19 protein-coding genes are annotated in these 22487 nt (G+C 54.0%); 10 read left to right on the forward strand and 9 right to left on the reverse strand.

The window, feature by feature from the left end:
- Positions 1–29 precede the first annotated feature (29 nt).
- Complete coding sequence (locus DTL42_RS05545) at positions 30–929, forward strand: DUF1571 domain-containing protein (protein WP_114367662.1); 900 nt, start codon at positions 30–32, stop codon at positions 927–929.
- Positions 930–1002: 73 nt separating this feature from the next.
- Here the strand turns inward: DTL42_RS05545 and DTL42_RS05550 are convergent, their stop codons facing one another.
- From DTL42_RS05550 to DTL42_RS05580, 7 genes are all read right to left on the reverse strand, one after another.
- Positions 1003–2103, reverse strand: a complete 1101-nt coding sequence (locus tag DTL42_RS05550; RefSeq protein ID WP_114367663.1) for a hypothetical protein — start codon at positions 2101–2103, stop codon at positions 1003–1005.
- On the reverse strand, positions 2103–3524 hold the full coding sequence (locus DTL42_RS05555) for a c-type cytochrome (RefSeq protein ID WP_114367664.1): 1422 nt from the start codon (positions 3522–3524) through the stop codon (positions 2103–2105). The genes DTL42_RS05550 and DTL42_RS05555 overlap by 1 nt, the downstream gene beginning before the upstream one ends.
- 132 nt (positions 3525–3656) lie before the next feature.
- Positions 3657–4313 (reverse strand): hypothetical protein, encoded by a 657-nt coding sequence (locus tag DTL42_RS05560; protein ID WP_114367665.1) that lies wholly within the window; start codon positions 4311–4313, stop codon positions 3657–3659.
- Between the two features lie 169 nt (positions 4314–4482).
- Entirely contained in the window at positions 4483–5700 is a 1218-nt protein-coding gene (locus tag DTL42_RS05565) for a hypothetical protein (RefSeq protein WP_114367666.1), read from the reverse strand.
- An 88-nt stretch (positions 5701–5788) separates the two neighbouring features.
- Positions 5789–6175, reverse strand: coding sequence for a hypothetical protein (locus DTL42_RS05570; RefSeq protein WP_114367667.1), 387 nt, complete (start codon positions 6173–6175; stop codon positions 5789–5791).
- A gap of 19 nt (positions 6176–6194) precedes the next feature.
- Positions 6195–6449, reverse strand: coding sequence for a hypothetical protein (locus tag DTL42_RS05575; RefSeq protein ID WP_114367668.1), 255 nt, complete (start codon positions 6447–6449; stop codon positions 6195–6197).
- 333 nt (positions 6450–6782) lie between these two features.
- On the reverse strand, positions 6783–7169 hold the full coding sequence (locus DTL42_RS05580; RefSeq protein WP_114367669.1) for a hypothetical protein: 387 nt from the start codon (positions 7167–7169) through the stop codon (positions 6783–6785).
- Between the two features lie 199 nt (positions 7170–7368).
- Here DTL42_RS05580 and DTL42_RS05585 point away from each other — a divergent pair, with 199 nt between their 5' ends.
- The 5 genes from DTL42_RS05585 (at position 7369) to DTL42_RS05605 (ending at position 13964) form a co-directional block, all read left to right on the forward strand.
- A complete protein-coding gene (locus DTL42_RS05585) occupies positions 7369–8826 on the forward strand; it encodes a leucyl aminopeptidase (RefSeq protein WP_114367670.1) in 1458 nt (485 codons plus the stop codon).
- 161 nt (positions 8827–8987) lie between these two features.
- The gene (locus tag DTL42_RS05590) at positions 8988–10301 is read left to right on the forward strand and encodes a lactate racemase domain-containing protein (RefSeq protein ID WP_114367671.1); all 1314 of its coding nucleotides are present in this window, start codon (positions 8988–8990) and stop codon (positions 10299–10301) included.
- A 345-nt stretch (positions 10302–10646) separates the two neighbouring features.
- On the forward strand, positions 10647–11249 hold the full coding sequence (locus DTL42_RS05595; protein ID WP_114367672.1) for a hypothetical protein: 603 nt from the start codon (positions 10647–10649) through the stop codon (positions 11247–11249).
- A gap of 235 nt (positions 11250–11484) precedes the next feature.
- Positions 11485–12123 carry a hypothetical protein gene (locus DTL42_RS05600; RefSeq protein ID WP_114367673.1) on the forward strand — a complete coding sequence of 213 codons (639 nt, stop codon included), beginning with the start codon at positions 11485–11487 and terminating at the stop codon, positions 12121–12123.
- A gap of 128 nt (positions 12124–12251) precedes the next feature.
- A complete protein-coding gene (locus DTL42_RS05605; protein ID WP_114367674.1) occupies positions 12252–13964 on the forward strand; it encodes a flotillin family protein in 1713 nt (570 codons plus the stop codon).
- 126 nt (positions 13965–14090) lie between these two features.
- Here DTL42_RS05605 and DTL42_RS05610 read toward each other — a convergent pair whose 3' ends face one another.
- Positions 14091–15137 (reverse strand): type II secretion system F family protein, encoded by a 1047-nt coding sequence (locus tag DTL42_RS05610; protein ID WP_114367675.1) that lies wholly within the window; start codon positions 15135–15137, stop codon positions 14091–14093.
- A 285-nt stretch (positions 15138–15422) separates the two neighbouring features.
- Between DTL42_RS05610 and DTL42_RS05615 the strand changes: the two genes are divergently transcribed.
- The 4 genes from DTL42_RS05615 to purQ all read left to right on the forward strand — a co-directional run bounded on the left by DTL42_RS05615 (position 15423) and on the right by purQ (position 21373).
- On the forward strand, positions 15423–16598 hold the full coding sequence (locus DTL42_RS05615) for a hypothetical protein (RefSeq protein WP_114367676.1): 1176 nt from the start codon (positions 15423–15425) through the stop codon (positions 16596–16598).
- Between the two features lie 210 nt (positions 16599–16808).
- Entirely contained in the window at positions 16809–17666 is an 858-nt protein-coding gene (locus DTL42_RS05620) for a prephenate dehydrogenase (protein ID WP_114367677.1), read from the forward strand.
- Entirely contained in the window at positions 17647–20571 is a 2925-nt protein-coding gene (gene purL / locus DTL42_RS05625; RefSeq protein ID WP_114367678.1) for a phosphoribosylformylglycinamidine synthase subunit PurL, read from the forward strand. The genes DTL42_RS05620 and purL overlap by 20 nt, the downstream gene beginning before the upstream one ends.
- 22 nt (positions 20572–20593) lie before the next feature.
- Positions 20594–21373 (forward strand): phosphoribosylformylglycinamidine synthase I, encoded by a 780-nt coding sequence (purQ, locus tag DTL42_RS05630; protein ID WP_114367679.1) that lies wholly within the window; start codon positions 20594–20596, stop codon positions 21371–21373.
- A gap of 105 nt (positions 21374–21478) precedes the next feature.
- Here the strand turns inward: purQ and DTL42_RS05635 are convergent, their stop codons facing one another.
- The gene (locus DTL42_RS05635) at positions 21479–22471 is read right to left on the reverse strand and encodes an ABC transporter permease (protein WP_114367680.1); all 993 of its coding nucleotides are present in this window, start codon (positions 22469–22471) and stop codon (positions 21479–21481) included.
- Positions 22472–22487 lie beyond the last annotated feature (16 nt).

A 22487-nucleotide genomic window follows, 5' to 3' on the forward strand; every position in this document is an offset into this window, starting at 1 on the left:
TTGGACCGGAACATTAACGGAGATTGATCATGACCAAGTCCCTCCTTTCTCGCCGAGCGCTCCTTATGGGCGGTACGGCACTAGCCTGCGGGCTGACCCGGGCGACTTACGGTGAGGATCAACGTCAGGGGCTACGCGAGCCCGTCTTTCGCGTTTCCAACCGTACCAACGGTGCCACTCAAGCTCAGAACGTAGCGACCGAGCACCCCTTGGCGCCTGCATTGCGAATTGCAGAAAACGGTTTAGAAAACATCACCAAGAACGTTCGCGACTACGAATGCACCTTGGTCAAGCGTGAACAGATCAGCGGCAAGCTGACCGATCAAGAGTTCATCTACACCAAAGTTCGTCACGAACAAAACGACCAATCTGGCAATCAGTTGAACCCGTTTGGCGTGTACATGTACTTCCTCAAACCTTCCAGCGTGAAGGGTCGTGAGGTGTTGTACGTGAAGGGGCACAACAACGGTAACTTGATGGCCCACGAAGGGGGCGCGTTGCTGAAGCACGTGACCGTTTCGCTCGATCCGAACGGGGCACTTGCCATGCGTGGCAATCGTTATCCCATTACGGAAGTGGGCATCAAAAACTTGATCGTTCGCCTGATTGAAGTCGCCAAGGAAGACATGCAGTACGGCGAATGCGAAGTCAAGTTCTTCAACGGGGCGAAGATCAACGGTCGCGTTTGTACGGCCATCGAAGTGCTGCACCCAGTACCGCGTAAGAACTTCCGCTTCCACAAAGCCCACATCTTCATCGACGACGAATTGCAAATTCCGATTCGTTACGCTTCGTGGGACTGGCCTTCCAAGCAAGGTGGGGAACCGCCGATGCTGGAAGAGTACACCTATATGAACATGAAGCTGAACAACGGTTTCACCGATTCCGACTTCGACCCTGCCAACGCCAAGTACGGTTTCAACGTTTAAGCGTCCGGCAGCCAGACAAGAAACAAAAAATCCCGGTCGAATCATGCGACCGGGATTTTTTTGCGCAGATCACTTACTCTTTCGCTTCTACTTCCTCGGGCTGAAACGACTGGTACACCCAGCGTACACTGATCGCGATCAAGCCGATCACAATCACGGCCGTCACTAGAAACAAGTAAAACCCTTGTACTTTGCCGACGGCCTCGTGCTTGGCGAATAGGGCTGGATAATCGATCGTCGCCACACGAATCAACTCGCGCACCACCGTCGCACAAAACAACAGCACGATCACCAATCCTAAGCGAGGCAACGTCCAACCTTTACTAATGGTGGCCTCGTCCGAGATCCACGAATAAATTAGCCCGCCCCACATCGCGATTCCCAGCCCCAGCCATAAAACGCCTGAGCCGTTGGCAACTGCCGTGAAGCCAGGAGCCGAAAGCCCGACCGCCCCCAGCGAGGCCACCGCAAAAACACCTAGCCCAGCCAACGAGAGCCAACGCAGCCAACTAACCGTCGGCAGATCAGCGTCGGTCGCCGTTCCTTCGCGCAAGTAAGCCAACTGAGCAACCACCAGCGAGGCCATCGTCACGAAGGCGATGCTCATCCAAACGGCCCCGCGTGAAACCACCTTGAGCGTCGCAATCGGCAAAATGCCAGAGGCAAACGTTTCCGGCCAGGCTTCCGGTTGAGTGGCCACCAAGTAATTGGCAGTCCAACAGAAACCAATGAACACAAACAGGCCAGCGTTCACCCCAGCAACCAACGCCCGTTGCCACCAGTGCAGCCGCTCGAACCAGTGGCTCTTCAGTACATACAACAAGTAAAACGCGGCAATCAGAGCAGGGATCACTACCATCCAGCGCAAACCTAGCAGCAAGTTTGCCGTGTAAAAATGCTCTGGTAGCAGCAGTTGAATAAACAAGAGCGGGGCTACACCAAACGTGATAGCCGCGCTGAGCCCGAAGGGCATCCAATCGCGCAAGGCCCCAATCACCGGGTTGGCTAACAGCCCTGCTTCATCTGTGCGGTACCACAAACTGGCCCCCACAATCAGCAAACAACCGGCAACGACGTAGTGCATCGCAAAATGATGCGTGACAAATGTTACCAAGTACAAAAATTCGTAAGTGAAAGAGGTCAGCGGCAACGAAAAAGGGAAAGGCAACTCCATTACTTTTCTCCTTCTTCTGCTTGCAGCGAAGTCTCACCCGGCAACGACAGCGGCATGGTGCCCGCTTCGTCCAGCCATTTTTGATTGGTCTTCAATGTGGCTTCCTCGAACGGTTTTTCCGCTTCTTCGTCGTTCCGTTCATCAAACCATTTGAGATAGCGAACCAACGATTCCAAATCTTCGGCGTTGCCAGCAAACGGAGGCATGAACGGTTTGGTATGTTGTAGTTTCGCGATATTCATCCGCATTTGATCGGCATCCCAGGTTACGGTTAACTCTGAAACACCATTGATGCCAGATACCGTATGGCAGACGGCACATTGCCGCCGAAAAACCTTGGCCCCGCGTGTGGTGATTTCGCCAGCGACCGGTGTCCCATCTCGCAGCGGGTAGGGATCGTCTGCTAAGCAACCTTCCTCGCGCATCTTGGCAACTTCATGGGGGAAGATTCCGTTAGAGTACATCCAATATCGAATCGAATACGGTTTTCGCGAACCTTCTCGGACAAACTCTCCCCCGGCGGTCGCCCCAAATGCCAATAACAGCAAAAGCGTGGCCGTCGCGCCATTGATGTACAACTTTTGCAAGTACAAGCCGACAAACGCGTAACCGCCAATCGCTAGCGATGCCCCTACGGCGATGTTCAGAAACAGGGTCATCGCTGGGCTGCCCCCGGCGACCCAGCCTTGGCTGTCGGTGGGCATCATGAAGTAAAACCAAACGCCCAGAAACGGCATCGCCACCATCGGTACCAGCAAGTGCGCCGCGTAGTTTATCAGCTTCCGTTTCGCTTCCTGATCAAGCTCCTTCATCGTGTTCACCACAACGCATGCCACCAGACCGGCCAAGGTCAGGGCAACGATCGTGCGAAACAACGTACTCGGCCAGAAGGTTGGGTTAAAGAAACCGGCGAAGAGTGATTGATCTTCGATCCAGCCCCCTGGCGTCAGTTGCCAACTGATGATGCCGTTAATCAGAAACAAGCTCATCCAAGCCGCAAACGCATACATGCCCAGCAAACGCAAACAAGCCGTATCGCTGATCCGTTCGTGATAGCGATAAAACAGGTAGCCAGCGATGATTTCCAACAGAAAGAAAAGGTACTCGGTGGCCCAAATCCAGTGGAAGTTCTGAATCATTTGCCCGATGGTGGGGGCACTGACCTGAATGGCGGTGAACCAAATTCCCACACCAGTAGCAGCCCCGGCGACGAAGCTAATCAACACCAGCCACTTGAAGTAACCATGCACAAACAAGCGTGCATTTTCGCATCGCCCGGTCATGGCCAGCCACTGAAAATAACAAAGCAGCATGCCACCACCGACGGCAAACTGCGCCATAAAGACATGCACGATGGCAACCATTGCCATCACGATCCCAGGCATTAAAGGATCGTATTGGTTGACCGGAAATACTTCCATCTGCTGAAGGTCCTCATCTGCGGCGCCGCTCGTAAGGGGTTTCGTACCAGTGTAGCAGCCTACGCGAATGGATGCCCTTGCGACAATATGTCACAGCAGCAATAGACAAATATTTGGCCCAAGCGGCCAAGCCTAGCGCGAAACACGCGCAACTACGATCATCACCAAAGTCAGCTTGTTGTCTTGGTGCCGATACGAGTTGATCACGCCCGCCTCATTCTCATCGAGCAACGTATTCGAGGTAAACGAGACCGTCTCCATGACCATTTCAGCCGACGAACTATTTCGTTGCGGCAGCACACTGCCTGGCTGATGTCGCTGAACCGTCACCCCAATTCCAAACCGCTCTTCGTCCAAAACCCAGGGTGTCGCTTTCACTTCGGTTTCACCCAGCAACAACCGCGTGGCAGCATCGCCGCGATAATAGGGAGAGAGCAAACGCGGGTTGCCGCTGCCAAATTTGACCCATTGCTCAAGATCGTGATAGGTCTTTAGCGAAAAGGCATCGACCTCCGCAGCCGCTTTCTCGCTCGATTTCGGTAAGGTTTCGTTTACGGCATCTTGCAATGTACTTAGCGCCGCAGACTCGTGCTTCTTGACCACTTCTTCCACGGCGGCCACCAACTTGGCGTCGTCTTTGTTGGTGGTCCCTTCGGCGCGGTAGGTCACGATCAGCAGTTCTAAATTAAGCTTTTGGGGATTATCTGGCTTAGCTGTCTGGGCCTTAGCTGGAGAAATGCTGAGGCTTAAAATCGATAAGAAGAGAAAGCAAGAACAGAAACGAATCATTCGACGATTCCTTTCGCTGGACGGTGGTGCATGAAGGGGATGAGGAGGGCAACAACCCTGCCCCCCCCAAAGGTAAGGGACACAGCACCGCTTGGCAAAAGTAATTTTCTCGCCCACTCGCTGAGGCCAACCCCATTGAGGAACCTCAACCAGGAATCGCTTTGCCTTGTTACGGCTTAACTTCTACGAGGATGATGGTCTCTTCGTAGATTCCCCGCTCTAGCTGCCCAGATTCGCTCAGCAGTGCTGGCTCGCCAGGCCGAAGGGTCAACGTCCCTGAGATCGTCATGGAAGAGATCTCTGGTAGACTCCCCTGCGCTGCTCGCGGATCGGATCGACCACCAAATCCACCTCTTGCACGCTGTATTGCTTCCAGCATGGCTGCTCTTTCTCGCTCTCGATCGTTCTCGGTATTCGCTGCTGCATTCGGGCGAGCCGAGGGTTTGTCAGTCGCTGCCGTGTCCTGGCTGCTCTCCTTTGCCTTCTCTTCGTTCCCAGTCACAGGCTCGGCAATCGACTTTTCAAAATGAATAGCCACCGTGGTTCTACCGTCCTCCATGGTCTTGGACGAAAGTTTAACAATCGTTCCCACGTTGATGTACTCGCTACCTCCACGCGAGCCCACTTGGGCAGATGGTTCGCGACCGCTGAACTGTACCATCACCGGGGCATCGTCCGAGGTCGTAATTAAAAAGTAATCCATCAGTTGCACGTTGCTATTTTTTTCGTCTGCCAGCCAGGGGAGCAGACGCGTCGCGAGCGCGGGACCCGCTTTGCCGGCGACATGCAAGACCTCTTCCGAGAAAGCCTGATGTGGCAACTTCTCCGACTTTCGCCGCAACAGCAGAACCTCGACTCTGCCAGATCCAACTTCAGCAGGTTTCTCTTCAGTGACTTCTTCCACCGCTTCCGCAACAGGCTGCTCATTCGCGTTCATTGCAATTTGCTCAGAAGTCTCTTGCGTAGCTTCACGAACAAGCTGGCTTCGGTACGCTTTGAATCTCCGCTCTTCCTCTCCAAGCTTTTTGGCCTGAAGCATTTGCTTGCGTAATGATTCTAAAGCTTCGTCAAATTTCTCTGACGTGACCTTACCTTTAAGTAGATTATCAGGATGACCACGGTCTAAGTCTAAATCTTGACTTAGCATCCGTGGAAGCACGATAAGCTCATCCCCTTCCAGCAGCCCGTTGCCGTCGGCATCGAAGTGCCGGAAATATTCAGCATGACTACTTTCAGGCTGGGGGACTGCCTCTTGGGCTTCGGTTACTTCCACGACCTCCGTAAGTTCCGGACTATCGTTGGCATCTTCAGCCAAGACGAGACCACTACTCCCAATACCTACCAGCAGGAGGCTCAGCACGAGCCAAGAATAGAATCGAGCATTCACAGGGGCTTCTCCTCAAAGGATGGATCATCGCGCGAAGCTCATCTTACCCCCCAGTTAGCGGCCTAAGCAATTCCTTTCTTTACCACTTTTATTGATTCCCTTCGACAAGTTTATCCTCGCGGACTGTGTCGGTTAAGAAAGCTCGAACCACCAGAACTCGCTCAAAAGTTTTCACGTTGCCATCTTGTATGTATGAACTGCCGCCCCCCAGGGCAACGTTCGGCTCCAGAGTAACAACACTCGACATCCCAATCGAATCCGTCATAGGAGCACGGTGTATCTTTTTCGTCTCGGGATCTTCTTTGCGCAAAGTACTCTTCTTAAAAGTAAAACCGACCTGAAGCCTTCCATCTTTGTTTTCTGTCCCTTTCACTTTAATAGCAATGCCATTGCCCAATGGATTGCTTGAGAAGGTACCTTCAGGTGCTACGTCGTCCTGATCGCTTCCGATCGTCTGCCGAGCTTGAAAGGTCACCTCAGCGTCGTCGCGTTCATCAGGTTGATGAACAGATGCTTTCGCTCTTGCCCGGGAGCCAATGCTTAAAGAGAGCCTCGACTCCTAGGCGAGCAGCGGCAGTGCTTTTCACGGCCTCTTTCAATTCGTCCTCTAGCGACACACCAAACGGTTTCTCCGGCGTACGTACCACCACGGCAACTTCCACCGTAATTTTGGGCGTATCTGCCACCGAGGTCGCAACCTGCAGCGGCAACAGAGCAAGGGCAATTACCAGCTTAGTAAACCAATTCATCGTGATGCCTCCGCTAGAAATTTGGGAACCGCAGATTGCTACCTGAAGCGGGTGTCGCTACGAGCCTGATCTTAAAACCGTGTTACCACGGGAAGCTCGCAGCACCACAACGGTCTCTACGATCTTGGTCTTGCCGTTCTGTTTTTTCTGGTGAACCAGTCCCCCGAGCACGGCTGGGACCTTCCAATCCAAAGTAATCTGGGTATCTACCCAAAAGGTCTTCATGCCCGCGACTGGCACGAGCTTGCCACTTTCCGCGTCAGTTTTCGAGGTGTCTAAGCGATCGTCTTGGCCTCGTTTTTCAAATCGCCCTTGTATATCGACTTGCCCCTGTTAGTTTTCTTCCCCGCGCAGAATCATCGTCACTCCCAGTGGACGAGGAAACTCGACGCTGCCATCGGCAACTTCTCCGTCTGGTTGCCAGCCGAGTGCTCGCTGTGTCGTCACCTCGATCTCTTCTCCTAGCGGCAACTTAAGCGTGAGCAAGTCGATATTAAATTGCGACCGATCTTGCTCGGCGAACCACTGCTCGAAAAAGGGCGTTAACCCCTCGGTAGCAACCTTCGATTGCTTTAGCGCTGCCGAGAGTTCTTCTTTTAAGGAAGTTTCGCCAGGCTCGCTTCGAGCCTGAGAGATACAAGCGACCTCCATAACCATCCGAGGGGATCCCGCTTGGGCAGATACCACCAGCAATAGCGTGACGGCAATCCCAATTGCCATTCTGCACATGGTCGTTCTCCTGATCGAGAAAGCCCAATCCAATGCTTGTCGGCCAAAACAGGGCCCGAATCAGCCGATTTTCTCTATACAACGGCGCACCCTAACGGCACTGTATCGAAACGTCTCGCAGCAGTACAATAGCGGCTTGCGATAAGCAGCGCGCTAGTCAAACCTTGCGAAAAGAAACGAGATAAGACTGATGAAGGTTACGGGTACTGAACTGAAGATCGCCGACTTTTCAGGCGATGTCCTTGTTGTCGGGGCCTACGAAGACGGGCTCTCGCCCCCTGCCGATCAACTCGATACCCTTATCGGTGGCTCGATTACGCGGCTGGTCGAAGCAGGTGATATCACAGGCAAACCGAATGAAATCACCTCGATTCTTGCTCCCAGCGGTTTCGCAACGCTGCGGGTCTATGTGATTGGTCTGGGTAAAAAAGAAGACCTCAGCATTCGCCGGGCCTACGAAGCGGCCGCTTCAGCCTCGGTGGCTGTGTCTGCCAAAAAGGTCGAGAAGGTAGGCTTCTTCCTCGACGACTTCTGGCCTTCTGAAGTTATCGAGCAAGCGATCGCTGGCTCGGTGGTTGGTTGCCATGGACAAGACATCTATCGCAAAGAGAAAAAACAAAATCCTCCCGGCGAAATCGTCTGGAGTTCGGCCACCGAGGCCAACCTGGAAAAAGGAAGTGCCCTGGCCAACGCGATCAACTTAACCCGCAGCTTGGTCAATCGCTGCCCGAACGATATCTATCCGGCCACCTTCGCCGAAGAAGCCGCCGTGGTCGCGGAAAACCACGACTTGAATATCGAAGTTTGGGACAAAGCCAAGCTGACCGAAGAAAATTGCGGCAGTCTCTTGGCTGTGTCTCGTGCCTCGGTTCGCGAACCACGATTGGTGATTCTGCGATACAACGGCGGTAAAGAAGGGGAGCCACCGATTGCTTTGGTTGGCAAAGGGGTGACGTTCGACTCGGGCGGCCTTTCGCTGAAACCTTCCGACAGCATGATCACCATGAAATGCGACATGGCCGGTGCTGCTACGGTGCTGGGCGCCATCAAGGCGATCGCTTCCTGGAAGCTACCAGTCAACGTGGTTGCTTTGTGCGGCCTGGTCGAAAACATGGTCTCTGGCGACAGCTACAAGCTGGGGGACATCCTCACTTCCCGCAGTGGCAAAACCATTGAAGTCCTCAACACCGATGCCGAGGGCCGCTTGGTCTTGGCCGACGTATTGAATGTGGCCTTAGACGAAAAGCCAAGTGCAATCGTCGACTTGGCCACCCTAACTGGCGCTTGTGTCGTTGCCCTGGGGACCGACACCGCCGGACTGATGACCAACGAGCCTGATTGGTGCAGCGAAGTCCAACAAGCCTCGCTCGCCACCGGCGAAAAGATGTGGGAACTGCCCATGTATCCCGAATTTGGCGAACAGGTTAAAAGCCAAATTGCGGACATTAAAAATGTCGGCGATGGACGCTGGGGTGGTGCGATTACCGCTGCCAAGTTCCTGGAAGAATTCGTCGATGGAACTCCGTGGACCCATATCGATATCGCTGGTCCCGCTTTTGCCGAAAAGCCGAAACCTTATTGCAGTGGTGGTGCCACCGGTTTTGCGGTTCGAACGCTATTGGAACTGGTTCGCCGCCAGACCGCCTAAGCAATAACCCAAATAGTCCTCAGGGCTTAGCGCTTTTGAATGAAAAGCCAGGGCCAGGACAACGACTTTAACCTTCCTACCTCCTCTCTGTTCAAGCCTGAGAGGAGGTCATTCGCTTCTCGCTTCTTCTTTGTTTCACCCTAGTTTGGATTGCCCTAGCCATGCCTTGGATTTCCGAGACCGCAAAAGAAATCAAAAAGCCAGAGTTGCTTGCCATTCTTGATCGGGCTATTGAAGAAGCTCGACAACGTATTTGTGGTACGCCTAAGCGAGTTTTGTTGTTGCCACCAGACATCACGCGGATGCACTCGGGCGCCGGTTGGATTACGGAATACTTCTGGGAGAAGCTGAAGGACGAAGCAGAGATCCACGTCATCCCAACCTTGGGGCAGCACGAGCCGCACACGCCTGAACAGAACAAGCAGATGTTCGGCAACATCCCCAACGAGATCATTCACCCACACGACTGGCGCGACGGCTGCGTGAAGGTGGGTGAGATCTCCGCCGACTTCGTCAAAGAGATCAGCAACGGCGCCGCCGATTGGGCCATTCCGATCTGGCTCAACAAAATGCTGATGGAAGAACAGTGGGACCTGATCATCAACATCGGGCACGTCGTTCCGCACGAAGTGCTAGGCTTTGCCAATCACAATAAGAATTACTTCATCGGCCTGGCAGGCAAAGACCTGATCTGCACTTCGCACATGATGGCCGCCAGTTGTGGCATCGAGAACAATCTTGGCAATTTGATCACGCCAGTTCGCGCCGTCTTCAACAAAGCGGAAGACGAAATGCTGAGCAACCTGCCCGACTTCTACGTGCAAGTGGTGCTGGCTCGCAACGAAGCTGGCGAACTGGTGCATACCGGAGTCCATATCGGTGACGACCTGGAAACCTACCTGGCCGCCGCCCGGCAGTCGCGAGACGAGAACATCACCGTGTTCGACAAGCCGATCAAGAAGATCGTCTGCGTGATGCAAGGAGACGAGTTCTTCAGCACTTGGGTCGCCAACAAAAGCGTTTACCGCACCCGCATGGCCTTGGCCGATGGTGGCGAACTGCTGGTGATCGCCCCCGGCCTGAAGCGTTTCGGTGAGCAGCCTGACGTGGATGCGTTGATTCGTAAGTATGGGTATCAGCCAACCGAAAAGATCTTAGAGCTGTACAAGCAAAACGAAGACATGCAAGACCTGGCCCACGGTACGGCGCACTTGATGCACGGTACCTCGGAAGGTCGCTTCACGATTCGCTATGCCCCGGGCCACCTGACCAAGGAAGAAGTTGAACAGGTCCACTTCGCTTACGCCGACTACGAAGAGACGATCAAACGCTACCCGGTCGATCAGTTGAAAGAAGGTTTCAACACGATGCCCGATGGCGAAGAAATCTTCTTCATCGCCACTCCTTCCGCAGGTTTGTGGTCTACGAAAGAGAAGCTGTACAACCGGCCATCTGGCTTCTCGGCCGTTTCGTAGTCAACGCGTTTGGCTCGTAGCGCACACCTTCCATTCAACTCGGATGGCTGCCGACATGCTCGGACAGCCATCTATTCGTTTGGAAGAGTGAATGGAGCGAGCCATGGCGTCAAGTTTTGACTCAGGAAACTAGTCCAGCTCCCCTTGAGGTTTCCAGTTGGGCTCCCATCGTCCCAGCATTTTCGGTGTACTTCGGTAATTATTGAGGTCTGCGCCATCAATCCAATAGGGGCGACCAACGGAAGCCCCGGATTCGTGGCAAATCGGTCCGTTGCTATGTTAGATTACTTGCGCAGACATCAATAGTCTTCACAAGAGCTGCCAACGTGCACCAATCACCAACTGATGAACATAAAATACGTTTACATCGGATTATTCGTTGTCCTTGCAGTTTTGATTGTTTCCAGTTGGGGAACGATCAATCCTTCATGGCAGATCAAAGACACGGATTGGATTGCGAAAGAAAGTCCTCAAGTCATCTCCGATGCGAAACGTATCCTCGACGGAATCCGAGAGAAAGACTTTACGTCCTCGTTCGAATTGATGGACCCTAAGCTGCTCCTTTCCGCAGAAGTGCCGCAGACATTCCAGCCTAGCTACCAAGACTATATCGATCATATTCAGCCAGAAAACGTTACGTTTGAGGAGATCTCGATAACGAGCGAGCCTAAGTTCTTTCGCTCGAAATACGATGACTTCGCGATACTACAAACGAAATCAATTCTTGTGTTTCGAGACAGTAAAACGGAGCAAGTCGGCTTCATCCTGGCGAGGCGAGGGCGTGAGGACCAACATTGGAAATACGCCGATTTCAGCGCTGGTTGGGTCAATGCCAAAGACATTGTCAGGTATCACTTTCCCGATCTGCCGAAGAACCTACCTATTCCCGACAGCAAGACTAAGTTTATTGCCCTAGAACTTGCCCCCTCGAAAGACACAACTCCCTGAAGCATATCGAGAATTCTCTGCGGTTAACCAACGCCCCCCTTGCTCCAATGCCGCCGCTTCCCCCACTTTCCGGGGAATTCTATTTGACGCCTGCGTCGTCGTAACCCAAGATACGGGCAGTAGCTTTGCCCTGAAGCGGATTCCCGATTTTAGGCCCAAGATTGCCGTAATCGCAGCGAATACCTCAGTGAAGATACTACTTCACATTTGCTTGTCGTTCTGAAAGGTCATTTCGATGTACTGGGTATTTCTGGTTTGTGCCGTAATGGCCGGATCGGTGTTCGTGGTCCAGTTTCTCTTGGCCTTGTTGGGCGTAGGACTCGACGAGTTCGATTTTCCAGATGACATTCCCGATGATATTCCGGACGATGTCCCGCATGATTTCACCAGCGATGCCCATGGCTCGACATGGCTGTTTGGAGTCATCTCTTTTAAGACGGTGGTAACTGCGTTTACCTTTTTCGGTATCGCAGGCTTGGGCAGTCTCGCGGCTGATCTGGGCGAACCGCTTTCGTTTGTGATCGCCGTGGCAGTTGGATTGGCTGCGATGTATACCGTCCACTGGATCATGCAACTGCTGTATCGCTTGAACAGTGACGGCACCGTGCAAATTTACAACTCGGTGGGTTGCACCGGAAACGTTTACATTCCGATTCCTCCCATGAAGTCAGGCGTCGGCAAGATTCAACTTCGCGTTCAAGATCAGATCGTCGAATACGCCGCACAAACGTCTTCTCACGAAAAACTGACTACCGGAACTCCGGTGGAAGTCATTGAAGTGATTAGTCCCACGATTGTCCTGGTAGAACCAATCGCGACTAGGTCATCCGCTTCCTACCCAGCAGAACCGGAAGAAGCGGCAAATTCGCACTAGCAGACTTCGTCCGTCTGTCTTCGATTCCCTCAGTTTTCGCTCAGCGTAACCTAAATAAACCTAGATATTCCTGCGCGCGGATTGCGCCAGCATCGAGCCCCCATCACAAGAAAGCGAGCTCAACAACCATGCCTATTCTATTTGCACAAGGCCTTGAGGATTGGTCCGACAATCCTTACGTATGGCTAGCCGGTGGCGTCGTTCTGTTTTTGATGTTCCTGTTCTCCGTCTTTATTGCCATTGTCAAACAGTACCGGCGATGTCCCAGCAACCGCGTGCTGGTGGTGTACGGTTTGTCGCGAAACGGTAAGTCGTCGCAAACGGTGCATGGTGGGGCAAAGTTTGTGATTCCTTTGGTTCAGGACTACGCCTACCTTAGCCTGGAACCAATCCAAATCGAAATTCCGCTGCGTGGTGCTCTTTCCTCGGAAAACATCCGCGTGAACGTGCCGAGCTGCTTCACCGTGGCCATCGGCACCACGCCCGGCGTGATGGACAACGCTGCTGTCCGTTTGCTTGGTTTGACCACCAACGAAATCCGTAAGCAGGCAGAAGAACTTATCTTCGGTCAACTGCGTCAGGTGATTGCCTCGATGCGGATTGAAGAAATCAACCGCGATCGCGATACGTTTCTAGAGCACATCCAGCGCAGCTTGGAACCGGAACTCAATAAGATCGGGCTTTGCTTGATCAACGTGAACATCACCGACATCACCGACGAGTCTGGCTACATCGATGCCATCGGTCAAAAGGCGGCTTCGCTCGCGATTCAGCAAGCCCGTGGCGACGTGGCCGACAACGAAAAGATGGGCGAAATCCGCGTCACCTCGGCCCAACGCGACCGGGAAGTGGAAGTCGCCAACGCCACCAAGGCTCGGATGATTGGTACGCGTGAAGCCGAACGCGAACAAGCAATTCGCATTGCCGAACTCGACAAAGAACAAACGGTCGGCGAACGGGCTGCCGAGTACGAACGTGAAGCGAAGGTGAAAGATGCCGAGCGTGAAAAGCGTATCCGCATTGCTGACGCCGACGCTGCCGCCACCGTGGGTGAACGCAGCGCCCAGTTCGATCAGGAAGCTGCCGTTAAAGACGCCGAACGAGAAAAGCGTATCAAGATCGCCGAAGCCGATGCTGCTGCAATCGAAGGGGAAAACCTCTCGGAAGCGAAAGTCGCCAAGTCAAAAGCCGAACTCGCCGTCAAGCGAGCCGAAGCGTACGAGTTGGGTGAAATTCGCAAACGCGAAGCAGATGGTGCGGTGAAAGAAGCCGAAAACCGCGCCCTCGCCAAAGCGGCTATTGCCGAAGCAGAACGTGTGGAAGCAGAAAAGCGAGCATTACTAGAAGCCCCTGCCAAAGCCGAAAAAGCCAAGATCGAAGTCGATTCGTCTGCTGAAGCTGCCCGACGTCGTATCATTGCCCAAGCCGAAGCCGACGCGATCTACGCCAAACTGGAAGCCGAAGCTCGCGGTGAATATGAAAAGCTGGCCAAGAAGGGTGCTGGTTTGAAAGCGATTGTCGAGGCCTGTGGTAGCAGCAAGGAAGCCTTCCAACTGTTGCTCTTAGAGCATCTCGACAACCTGGCGGAATCGTCCGCCAAGGCAATCTCGAACATCAAGTTCGACAAGGTGGTTGTCTGGGAAGGAGGCAACCAGAATGGACGCTCGAACACAGCCGATTGGCTCAGTGGGATGGCCAAGACTTTGCCCCCAATGATGCAGGTCATGAAAGACATCGGCGGAGTCGAACTGCCAGAGGCCTTGATCCGTTACGCCGAAGACCCCGAGTCGCTGGCCAACGGCAAAAACAAGCCATCCGAAGCGGAACCTTCCGCCAACTAAGCGGCAGTATCAGTCAAAAACAGAAAACGGGCCACGCTTGATTGCGTGGTCCGTTATTGCTTCTTGTCGGCCCTGCTCGCGTTTTGCCTCGGTTTACCACGTTGCAGCAAGCCCAGCGACGCGTCGTTACATGTTTAGTCCATCCAAAGCGTCGTTGATGGTACCCAGGTAAAAAAAGGCCAGCTTAAAAATAGCGATGGCGATTACCCCCATGACTAGCATCGAGACCGCCACGCCCCCGATGATCGCTAACGTATTCATGGCCGCCCGGGCTTTCTCGAAATAGAGTTCCGAGAGTTTCAACATCGACTCCGACAACGTACCGGAAATCTCGCCGGTTTCGACCACGTCTAAAAAATCGTGTGGAAAGCAGTTTGTCCGACGCAAGATCTCGCTGACTTCATCTCCGGAAAGTAGTTCACGATCGATCTGATCGGCATATTGCATGTAGTAATAGGTGTGGGTTGCTTCCAACGAAAGTCGCATTGAATTCCGAATATCCATCCCCCCGCCGATGGTCAGCCCCAAAGCCCAGGCCATGCGAGCCAAACAGAGCGTGCGGATGGGTGGACCTATGCCAGGAATGCTCATGGTCAATCGATCGAGCTGGAGAAACCCCAGTCTCCCGCGTGACCACAAAAGATAAACGACCCACAGGCCCAGGAAAAACGTTCCGATAATCAAGCAATAGTCGATAAGCCCTTGCACGCCTAACAACCCGAGCCCTAGCGGGTCGACGGTCCTCTCGTTCATTTCCGAGATGAACCCCATTACGAAAATCAGGATGCCAATTATCAAAATCGCCAATCCAAGCTGAATCAAAGGCCACGTGATAGAAGCCAGAAAAGAGTTGCGTAATTTCAGTTGATGCTCGTACTGATCGGCCAGTTCTAGAAAGATCCTATCCAAGTGGCCGGTATCCTCCCCCAGCTTGATCATCTGGCGAAACAGCTTCGGGAAGTAATCCCCGGTGAAGTTGATCGCCTCGTGCATCTGGTGCCCTTCGTCAATACTCTCGCAAATCGACTCCATCACATGCTTCATCGAGCCCGAGGCACGTTCGGCTTCGCGCTGCCAGACACGACGAATATCGACTCCGGCATGCAATTGATTGCCTACGCGGCGGCAAAGTTGGATCAGGTTCGACTTACTAATACGCGGGGAGAATAACATTTGGGTGTCCCAAAAGTGGAAATGACTCTTTCCATCATGCGAAAGGGGCCCATCGAACGCAACTACGGCGTTTGCCTGGTTCCAGTTGCAGCGAATGTACCAACCGTCCTGACCATGCGAGTTACACGATTGTGCGCTATTGCCAATCAACTAATTAAAGAAGTTTGGCTAAAGCAGCCGGAAACTCTCTGCCAGAAGAAGGAGTTGGCTCTATGGTTTCTTTCAGCAGCACGATCGGCCTGCGGTTGATCGCATGAACTTGCCGACACTGGGAAATAGGGAAGAATGATGAAAAGTCCACTTTGGTTGGGTATTATCGCGTTTTCGACCTTCGCTTTCATCATCTCCGAGTGCGACGCTGGTCCTCGTGGTGGTGGACGTCAGCAACCAACGCGTTCTACAGGTGGTGGCGTAAACCGTACCTCGCCCAGCCATGTGAGTCGGCCCCATAGCTCCAACCTCACCCCTGGCTCGCGTGAACCCTCTTCCCGCGCAGGCAACCGAGATCTCAGTGGCCGTGATTTAGGAAGTCGTGACCTCAGCAATCGCAACCTCGGCGACCGCAACCTTTCCGGCCACGATAAACTCTCGAATACCTTGGAAGGCAAAACGTTCAATCGCGGCGAACTAGGCAGCCGTTCTTCCCTTTCGCAAGATAAACTGAACGATTTCCTGGGCCTCTCAGGCGGTGACAAAGATCGTACCCAGCTCAAAGATCGGCAACCAGGCGAGAACCGTCAGCAGCAATTCGACAACAAGCAACAAAATCGAGACGATCGCCAGAACGACCGGCGTTCCGAATTCGACCAAACGAAGCAAAACGTTTCGCAGCGATCCAGCGACATCTACCACAACGTTTCTCAGCAGTGGGCTAACAAACCAGAACCGTTCACCACGTCGTGGTATTCGCAGCATCCCAACGCCTGGCGATACTCGCACCCACATGCCGATGCGTGGGCAGCCGCCAGCTTCGGGGCGTTAACCGGTTGGGTCGCTGGCGTCGCCTCGACCCCGGTTAGCTATTCGTACAACGAGTCGAACGTCTATGTTGCCGGAGACGAAACGTCAGCAGCCACTTCAGAGCAACAAGCCCAAGAAGCTCAGCAGTTGTCGCAAACGGCAACGCCTGCCAATTCCGACGAGCAGTGGCTTCCGGTCGGCGTCTATGCGTTGGTTCAAGGGGACGAAACCCAATCGCAGATGCTTATGCAAATCTCGATCAGCAAAAGCGGCCAGATCAGTGGCTCGTACTACAACGTCCTGTCTGATAACAGCCAACCTCTTTCCGGTTCACTCGACAAGAAAACCCAGCAAGTAGCTTGGACCGTTGCCGGGAACCAAAAAGCGGTTTTCCAAACCGATTTGAACAGTCTGACCCAACAGGAAACGCCTGTCGTCGTTCGCTACGATGACGGCACCGCACATCAAATGACGTTAGTCCGCCTGCCCGATAATTCGTAACTCTCAATCACTCCTCAGAAACTTGGTCGCGGAGAAGCCTGGCTGCCATGTGCAACCAGGCTTCTTCCTTTCTTGGTTTCTGGGGCAATCAACGTGTTTACGGAAGGTATCCCAGAAATCCCTTCGCATGGTCGTCTCATTGGTGTTGATCTTGTTATAATCTTCGTTTTCGCACCTTAAACGACTATTAGACCAACGCGTAACGTCCTTATGCCTGATTTCCAGCAAATCGCAATCCTTGGCGTAGGCCTAATTGGAGGCTCGATTGGGCTTGCTGCGCAGAAGCGTCACGTCACCGACAAGGTTGTCGGAATTGGTCGCAACGAAGAGCGTCTGGCCAGAGCCCAACGCCAAGGGTGCATCACCGAGGGAACCACCGACTGGCAGGCCGGGATTCGCGGGGCCGATTTGATTGTGGTTTGCTCGCCTGTCGAATCGATTGCGCCGCTTGTCGAACAGCTAGTCCCCTTTTGCCAGCCTGGCACGATCATTACCGACGCCGGCAGCACCAAACAGAGCATTGTCGACACCCTCCATTCGAGCGAGTCGGTCCGTGGTCGCAAGGATGTCTATTTCGTTGGCAGCCACCCCATGGCCGGCAGCGACAAGAGCGGTTCCGACTATGCCCAGGCCGATCTATTCGATAAACGGGTCACAATCGTTACCCCGGTCGCCGAAACGGATCGAACTGCCCAGGCAAGTGTGCGCAAATTCTGGGAATCTTTGGGAAGCCAGGTTCTGGAAATGAGCCCCGCTCAGCACGACGCTGGCGTAGCCCTTACCAGCCACTTACCCCACGTTATTGCTAGTCTTTTGGCGGCATCCACCCCGGAAACGCTGTTAGAGCTGACCAGTACGGGTTGGGCCGATACAACCAGGGTAGCCAGTGGAGACGTCGAATTGTGGCGTCAGATCCTCTCTACCAACCGGGGCCACGTCTTGCAGACGCTAGCGAACTTTGAGAAATTGCTAACTGCCTTCCGGGCGTCGCTGGAAGCGGGTCAGGACGAGCACTGGATTAAGCTCTTAGAACAGGGAAAGCACCACCGTGACATTGTGGGAAGTTGATATCTATCCCGCTTCGGGACACGTCGATCGCTTGGCCGCTGCCATCGTTGCCGACGCCGAAGACCTGCAAATTGCCACCCACCTCGAAATCGCCACGGCACACGGATTTCTGGTCCAAGCAGACTTTGGAGCCGAACATATCCAATTGCTGGCCGATCAGTTGCTGGTCGACAACGTGGTCGAAAAGGCCATCGTCGCTCAGGCAGGGGAAGCAATCCTAGCAGAAGCCCCGTCAAATCTTTACGACCGTTTGATCCACGTGATGCCCAAACCGGGCGTGATGGATCCGGTTGCTCAAAGCACCCAGGGAGCGATCGCCGATTTCGGCAAACCAGCCGAAGCGGTCCGCACCTTCCGCAAATACTGGATAGGCGGTCTCGACGATCAACAAACCGAGCGGCTGACCACCAAGCTGCTGGCCAACGATTCGGTCGAACAAGTCATCCACGGCCCGATCGATCTCGAACGGCTTTCGTTCGGCAAATCGCAACCGTTCGAGCTGAAAACGGTAGGCATTCGCGCCCTAGACGACGAAGGGCTGCAGAAACTGAGCAAAGAGGGGCAGTTGTACCTCACGCTCGTTGAAATGCAAACGATTCAAAACTACTTCCAAGAGCTGGGCCGCGATCCAACCGACATCGAGCTGGAAACCGTCGCCCAAACTTGGAGCGAGCATTGCAGCCACAAAACCTTGGCCGGCAAAATCGCTTACAAAGACGACCAGCAAGAGCTTCGCTTCGACAATATGTTGAAGGAAACCATCTTCGCTGCCACCCAGCAGATCCGGAAAACCCTGGGTGAAAACGATTGGTGCGTGAGCGTGTTTAAAGACAACGCCGGCATCGTCACTTTCAACGACGAATACAATGTCTGTTTCAAGGTTGAAACGCACAATCATCCGAGTGCCTTAGAACCTTACGGTGGTGCCAACACCGGTATCGGTGGTGTCATTCGCGATCCGATGGGTACCGGCATGGGTGCCAAGCCGATCTGCAATACCGATGTCTTCTGTTTCGCGCCGCCAGAAACCGACCCGGCCAGCCTCCCGCCAGGAGTGCTCCATCCGCGTCGCGTGATGAAGGGAGTCGTTAGTGGTGTTCGCGATTACGGCAACCGCATGGGGATTCCCACGGTCAATGGCGCCGTTTATTTCGACGAACGTTACCTCGGTAATCCCCTGGTTTACTGCGGTAACGTCGGTTTGATTCCTGTGGAGATGTCCTTCAAAGAAGTCAAGCCAAACGACCTGATCGTAGCTGTTGGTGGCCGGACCGGACGCGACGGTATTCACGGGGCAACCTTCAGCTCGGCAGAATTGACCAGCGAAAGCGAATCGCTTTCTGGTGGTGCGGTTCAAATCGGCAACGCGATTACCGAGAAAATGGTGCTCGACGTCTTGCTGGAAGCCAGAGATCGAAACCTCTACAACGCAGTTACCGACTGCGGAGCTGGTGGTTTTTCGAGTGCTGTTGGCGAAATGGGCGAAGAACTAGGCGCCGAAGTTTGGCTCGACAAAGCGCCACTCAAATACGAAGGCCTTTCCTACACCGAAATCTGGATCAGCGAAGCGCAAGAACGCATGGTCCTGGCGGTTCCGGAAGAGAAATGGCCCGAACTAGAAGCCTTGTTTGCTTCAGAAGGCAGCGAAGCGGTCGTGCTGGGTAAGTTCGTCCCGACCGGCAACTTAAAGCTAACCTACAACGGCGAAACGGTGGGCGAACTTGATATGCGGTTCCTACACGACGGGCGTCCTCCCATCGTCCGCGACGCCGTCTTCACCCCGCCCCAGACACAGCCGCTGGAAGTTAGCAGCGAAGATGCTGGCGAACTGGGGAACGATCTCCGCAAGATTCTCAGCTCGTTGAACGTGGCCAGCAAAGAGTGGATCATTCGCCAATACGATCACGAGGTCCAAGGAGGCAGCGTGATCAAGCCGTTGGTCGGTGTTAAGAACGACGGCCCCAGCGATGCCGCCGTCGTTCGGCCGGTACTTAACAGCCGCAAAGGGATTGTTCTTTCCTGTGGCATGAACCCGCGTTTTGGCGACTTCGATCCTTACGACATGGCGGCTAGTGCCATCGACGAAGCGATCCGCAACTGTGTAGCCGTTGGTGCCGATCCGACCAAGATCGCGATCCTCGACAACTTCTGCTGGGGTTATACCGACCGGCCAGAAACGCTCGGAACGCTGGTTCGTGCCGCGTTGGCTTGCCGCGACATGGCCTTGGCCCTCGGTACACCGTTCATCAGCGGTAAGGACAGCTTAAACAACGAGTTCAGCTACTTTGACGAGCATGGTGAAAAGCAAACCATTGCGATTCCGCCAACCTTGCTCATTAGTGCAATGGGGCAAGTCGAAGATGTTTCGACTTGCGTCACGATGGACCTTAAGTCCGCCGGAAATTTGCTGTATTTGGTTGGCCTCACCAAAGAGGAAATGGGTGGTTCGCACTGGTCGCTCATCCACGAAAAGCTCGGCGGTCAGGTGCCTCAAGTCGATACCGCACTTTCCCAAAAGGTGTTCGCTGGTATTCATGCTGCCATTCAAGCTGGCAGCGTGACGGCCTGTCACGACTTGTCGGAAGGTGGTTTGGCAGTGGCCTTAGCAGAAATGGCTTTTGCCGGTGGCTTGGGTGTCGACGTTCAGCTCGATAAAATTCCGCACGAGCTAACCTCACCATCTGCCGTTGCCCTTCTTTTCAGCGAATCGAATACACGTTTCGTTTGCGAAGTGCCGGAAGAACACGCCGAGAAGTTTGAAGCAGCCCTGGCAGATGCCCCCTTCGCAGCAATCGGTTATGTTGCTCAGCACAAAGAACTGGTCGTCAAAACAGAGGGCCAAGCGTTACTCGACGAGCCAATCGAACTGCTGAAACAGGCTTGGCAAGCTCCCCTCAACTGGTAGGTATACGGAAAGATTTCTCGCCATGGCTCAGCCTAAAGCCTTGTTACTTCGTTCCCCTGGAACCAACTGCGACCTGGAAACAGCCTACGCGTTCGAGCAATCGGGCGCCATGGCCGATCGCGTTCACTTGAATCGCGTCCTCGAAAAGCCAGAGCTGCTGCACGACTACCAAATCTTGGCCCTCTCTGGCGGGTTCAGCTACGGTGACGACATTTCCGCCGGCCGCATTGTGGGTAGCTTGATGCGTCATCACTTGATGGACGCGGTAAAACGTTTTCACGAAGACGGCAAGTTGATCTTGGGGATCTGTAATGGTTTTCAGATTCTGATCAAAACGGGTCTCTTGCTCGACGATGACGAGCGTGGCTTGCCATCCAGTACGCTGGCTTGGAACGATTGCCAAATGTTTCAAGATCGCTGGGTGAACCTAAAAACGACCGGCGAAAAGTGTGTCTTCCTAAAAGACATCGACCAGATGTACCTACCGGTCGCTCACGCAGAAGGTCGCTTCGTAGCCCGCGACGAAGCCACGCTTGATCGCCTGGAAGCGGCTGGCCAGTTGTGCCTTACGTATTCGGCCAATCGCGAAGGGGAAGATTGTGTTAGCTTCCCCGACAACCCCAACGGTGCCCAGCGTCACGTCGCTGGCGTATGCGACACCACCGGCCGGATCTTCGGCCTGATGCCACACCCGGAACGCTACATCGACCCTACCCATCACCCCCGCTGGACACGCGGCGAAGGCAACAGCCCCGGCGACGGTTTGAAACTGTTCGAGAACGCGGTCGAGTTCTTCGCGTAAGATGAATCTCGCTTGCCGCAGAGAGGAAAAAGAAATTGCTCCACCTCAGCGGCAGGCGTCTGATTAATTAATCAGCACGCAGGCGCCAACAATGAGAAGCACTCATTAGCCGCTACCAGACCGCTCTTTGGCTGCAGATACTTCTTGCTGACGTCTTCTTGCATCGACAACGCGGCGGATGATCTCGTCGGCGATTACGCCCACCAGAATCACGACTCCAATCACGGTTCCTTCCAGTTCCGAGAATTGCAGCGTCTCGATCGCTTGGTAGAGTTCTCGCAAGATGGCCGTTCCCAGTACCACGCCGACGATCGAGCCCGTTCCACCTCGCAGGCTACAACCGCCAAGCACCGCCGCTGCGATCGCGTACAGCTCGTAGAACGTGCCTGCTTCGTTCGGGCCGACGCTGTTCAAATCGATGGCAAACAAGATCGCCGCGACACCAGACAGCAACGAACAAATCATGTACGCGCTGATCGTGATCCAATCGGTATTGATACCGCTATAACGGGCCGCTTGCTCGTTGTTGCCAAGCGCCTTCAAGTAACGCCCGAAAGTCGTTTTGTTGAGCACCAACGCAGAGATAATCGCGATGCAAGCTAACATCCACAACGGATAGGGTATGTGCAAAAACTCAGCACTGGTCAGGTACCCAATATTCGTTCCCCCGTCCGGATGCACGAAGTTCGAGATCTTGTTGTCGTGCGTCAGAAACCTCGCAATACTGCGCAGTACCAACAGTCCACACAGCGTGACGACAAACGGCTGTAACTTCAGCTTGGTAATCAGCAGACCGTATCCCAGCCCGATCAGCATGGCGCCAATCAGCACCACGATCATCGCCAGGTAAGGGTTCATCTGCTGGTCGTTAATGAGAATGCCAAATTGCACGCCGACCAATGCCACCATCGATCCCATCGATAGATCGATCCCGCCAGCGATGATGACAAACGCGGCCCCAATCGCCATGATCCCATACAGCCCCGTCCAGCGGGCCATGATCCCCAGGTTCTGGGCGTTGGCAAACGTGGGAACGTTGACGGCGGTAATCCCGAAGATCGCGAAGATCAACAAAAACAGGACGGCATTCTTAAGCATTCAGTGCTTCTCTCTT

Source organism: Bremerella cremea (genome assembly GCF_003335505.1).
GTDB lineage: Bacteria > Planctomycetota > Planctomycetia > Pirellulales > Pirellulaceae > Bremerella > Bremerella cremea_A.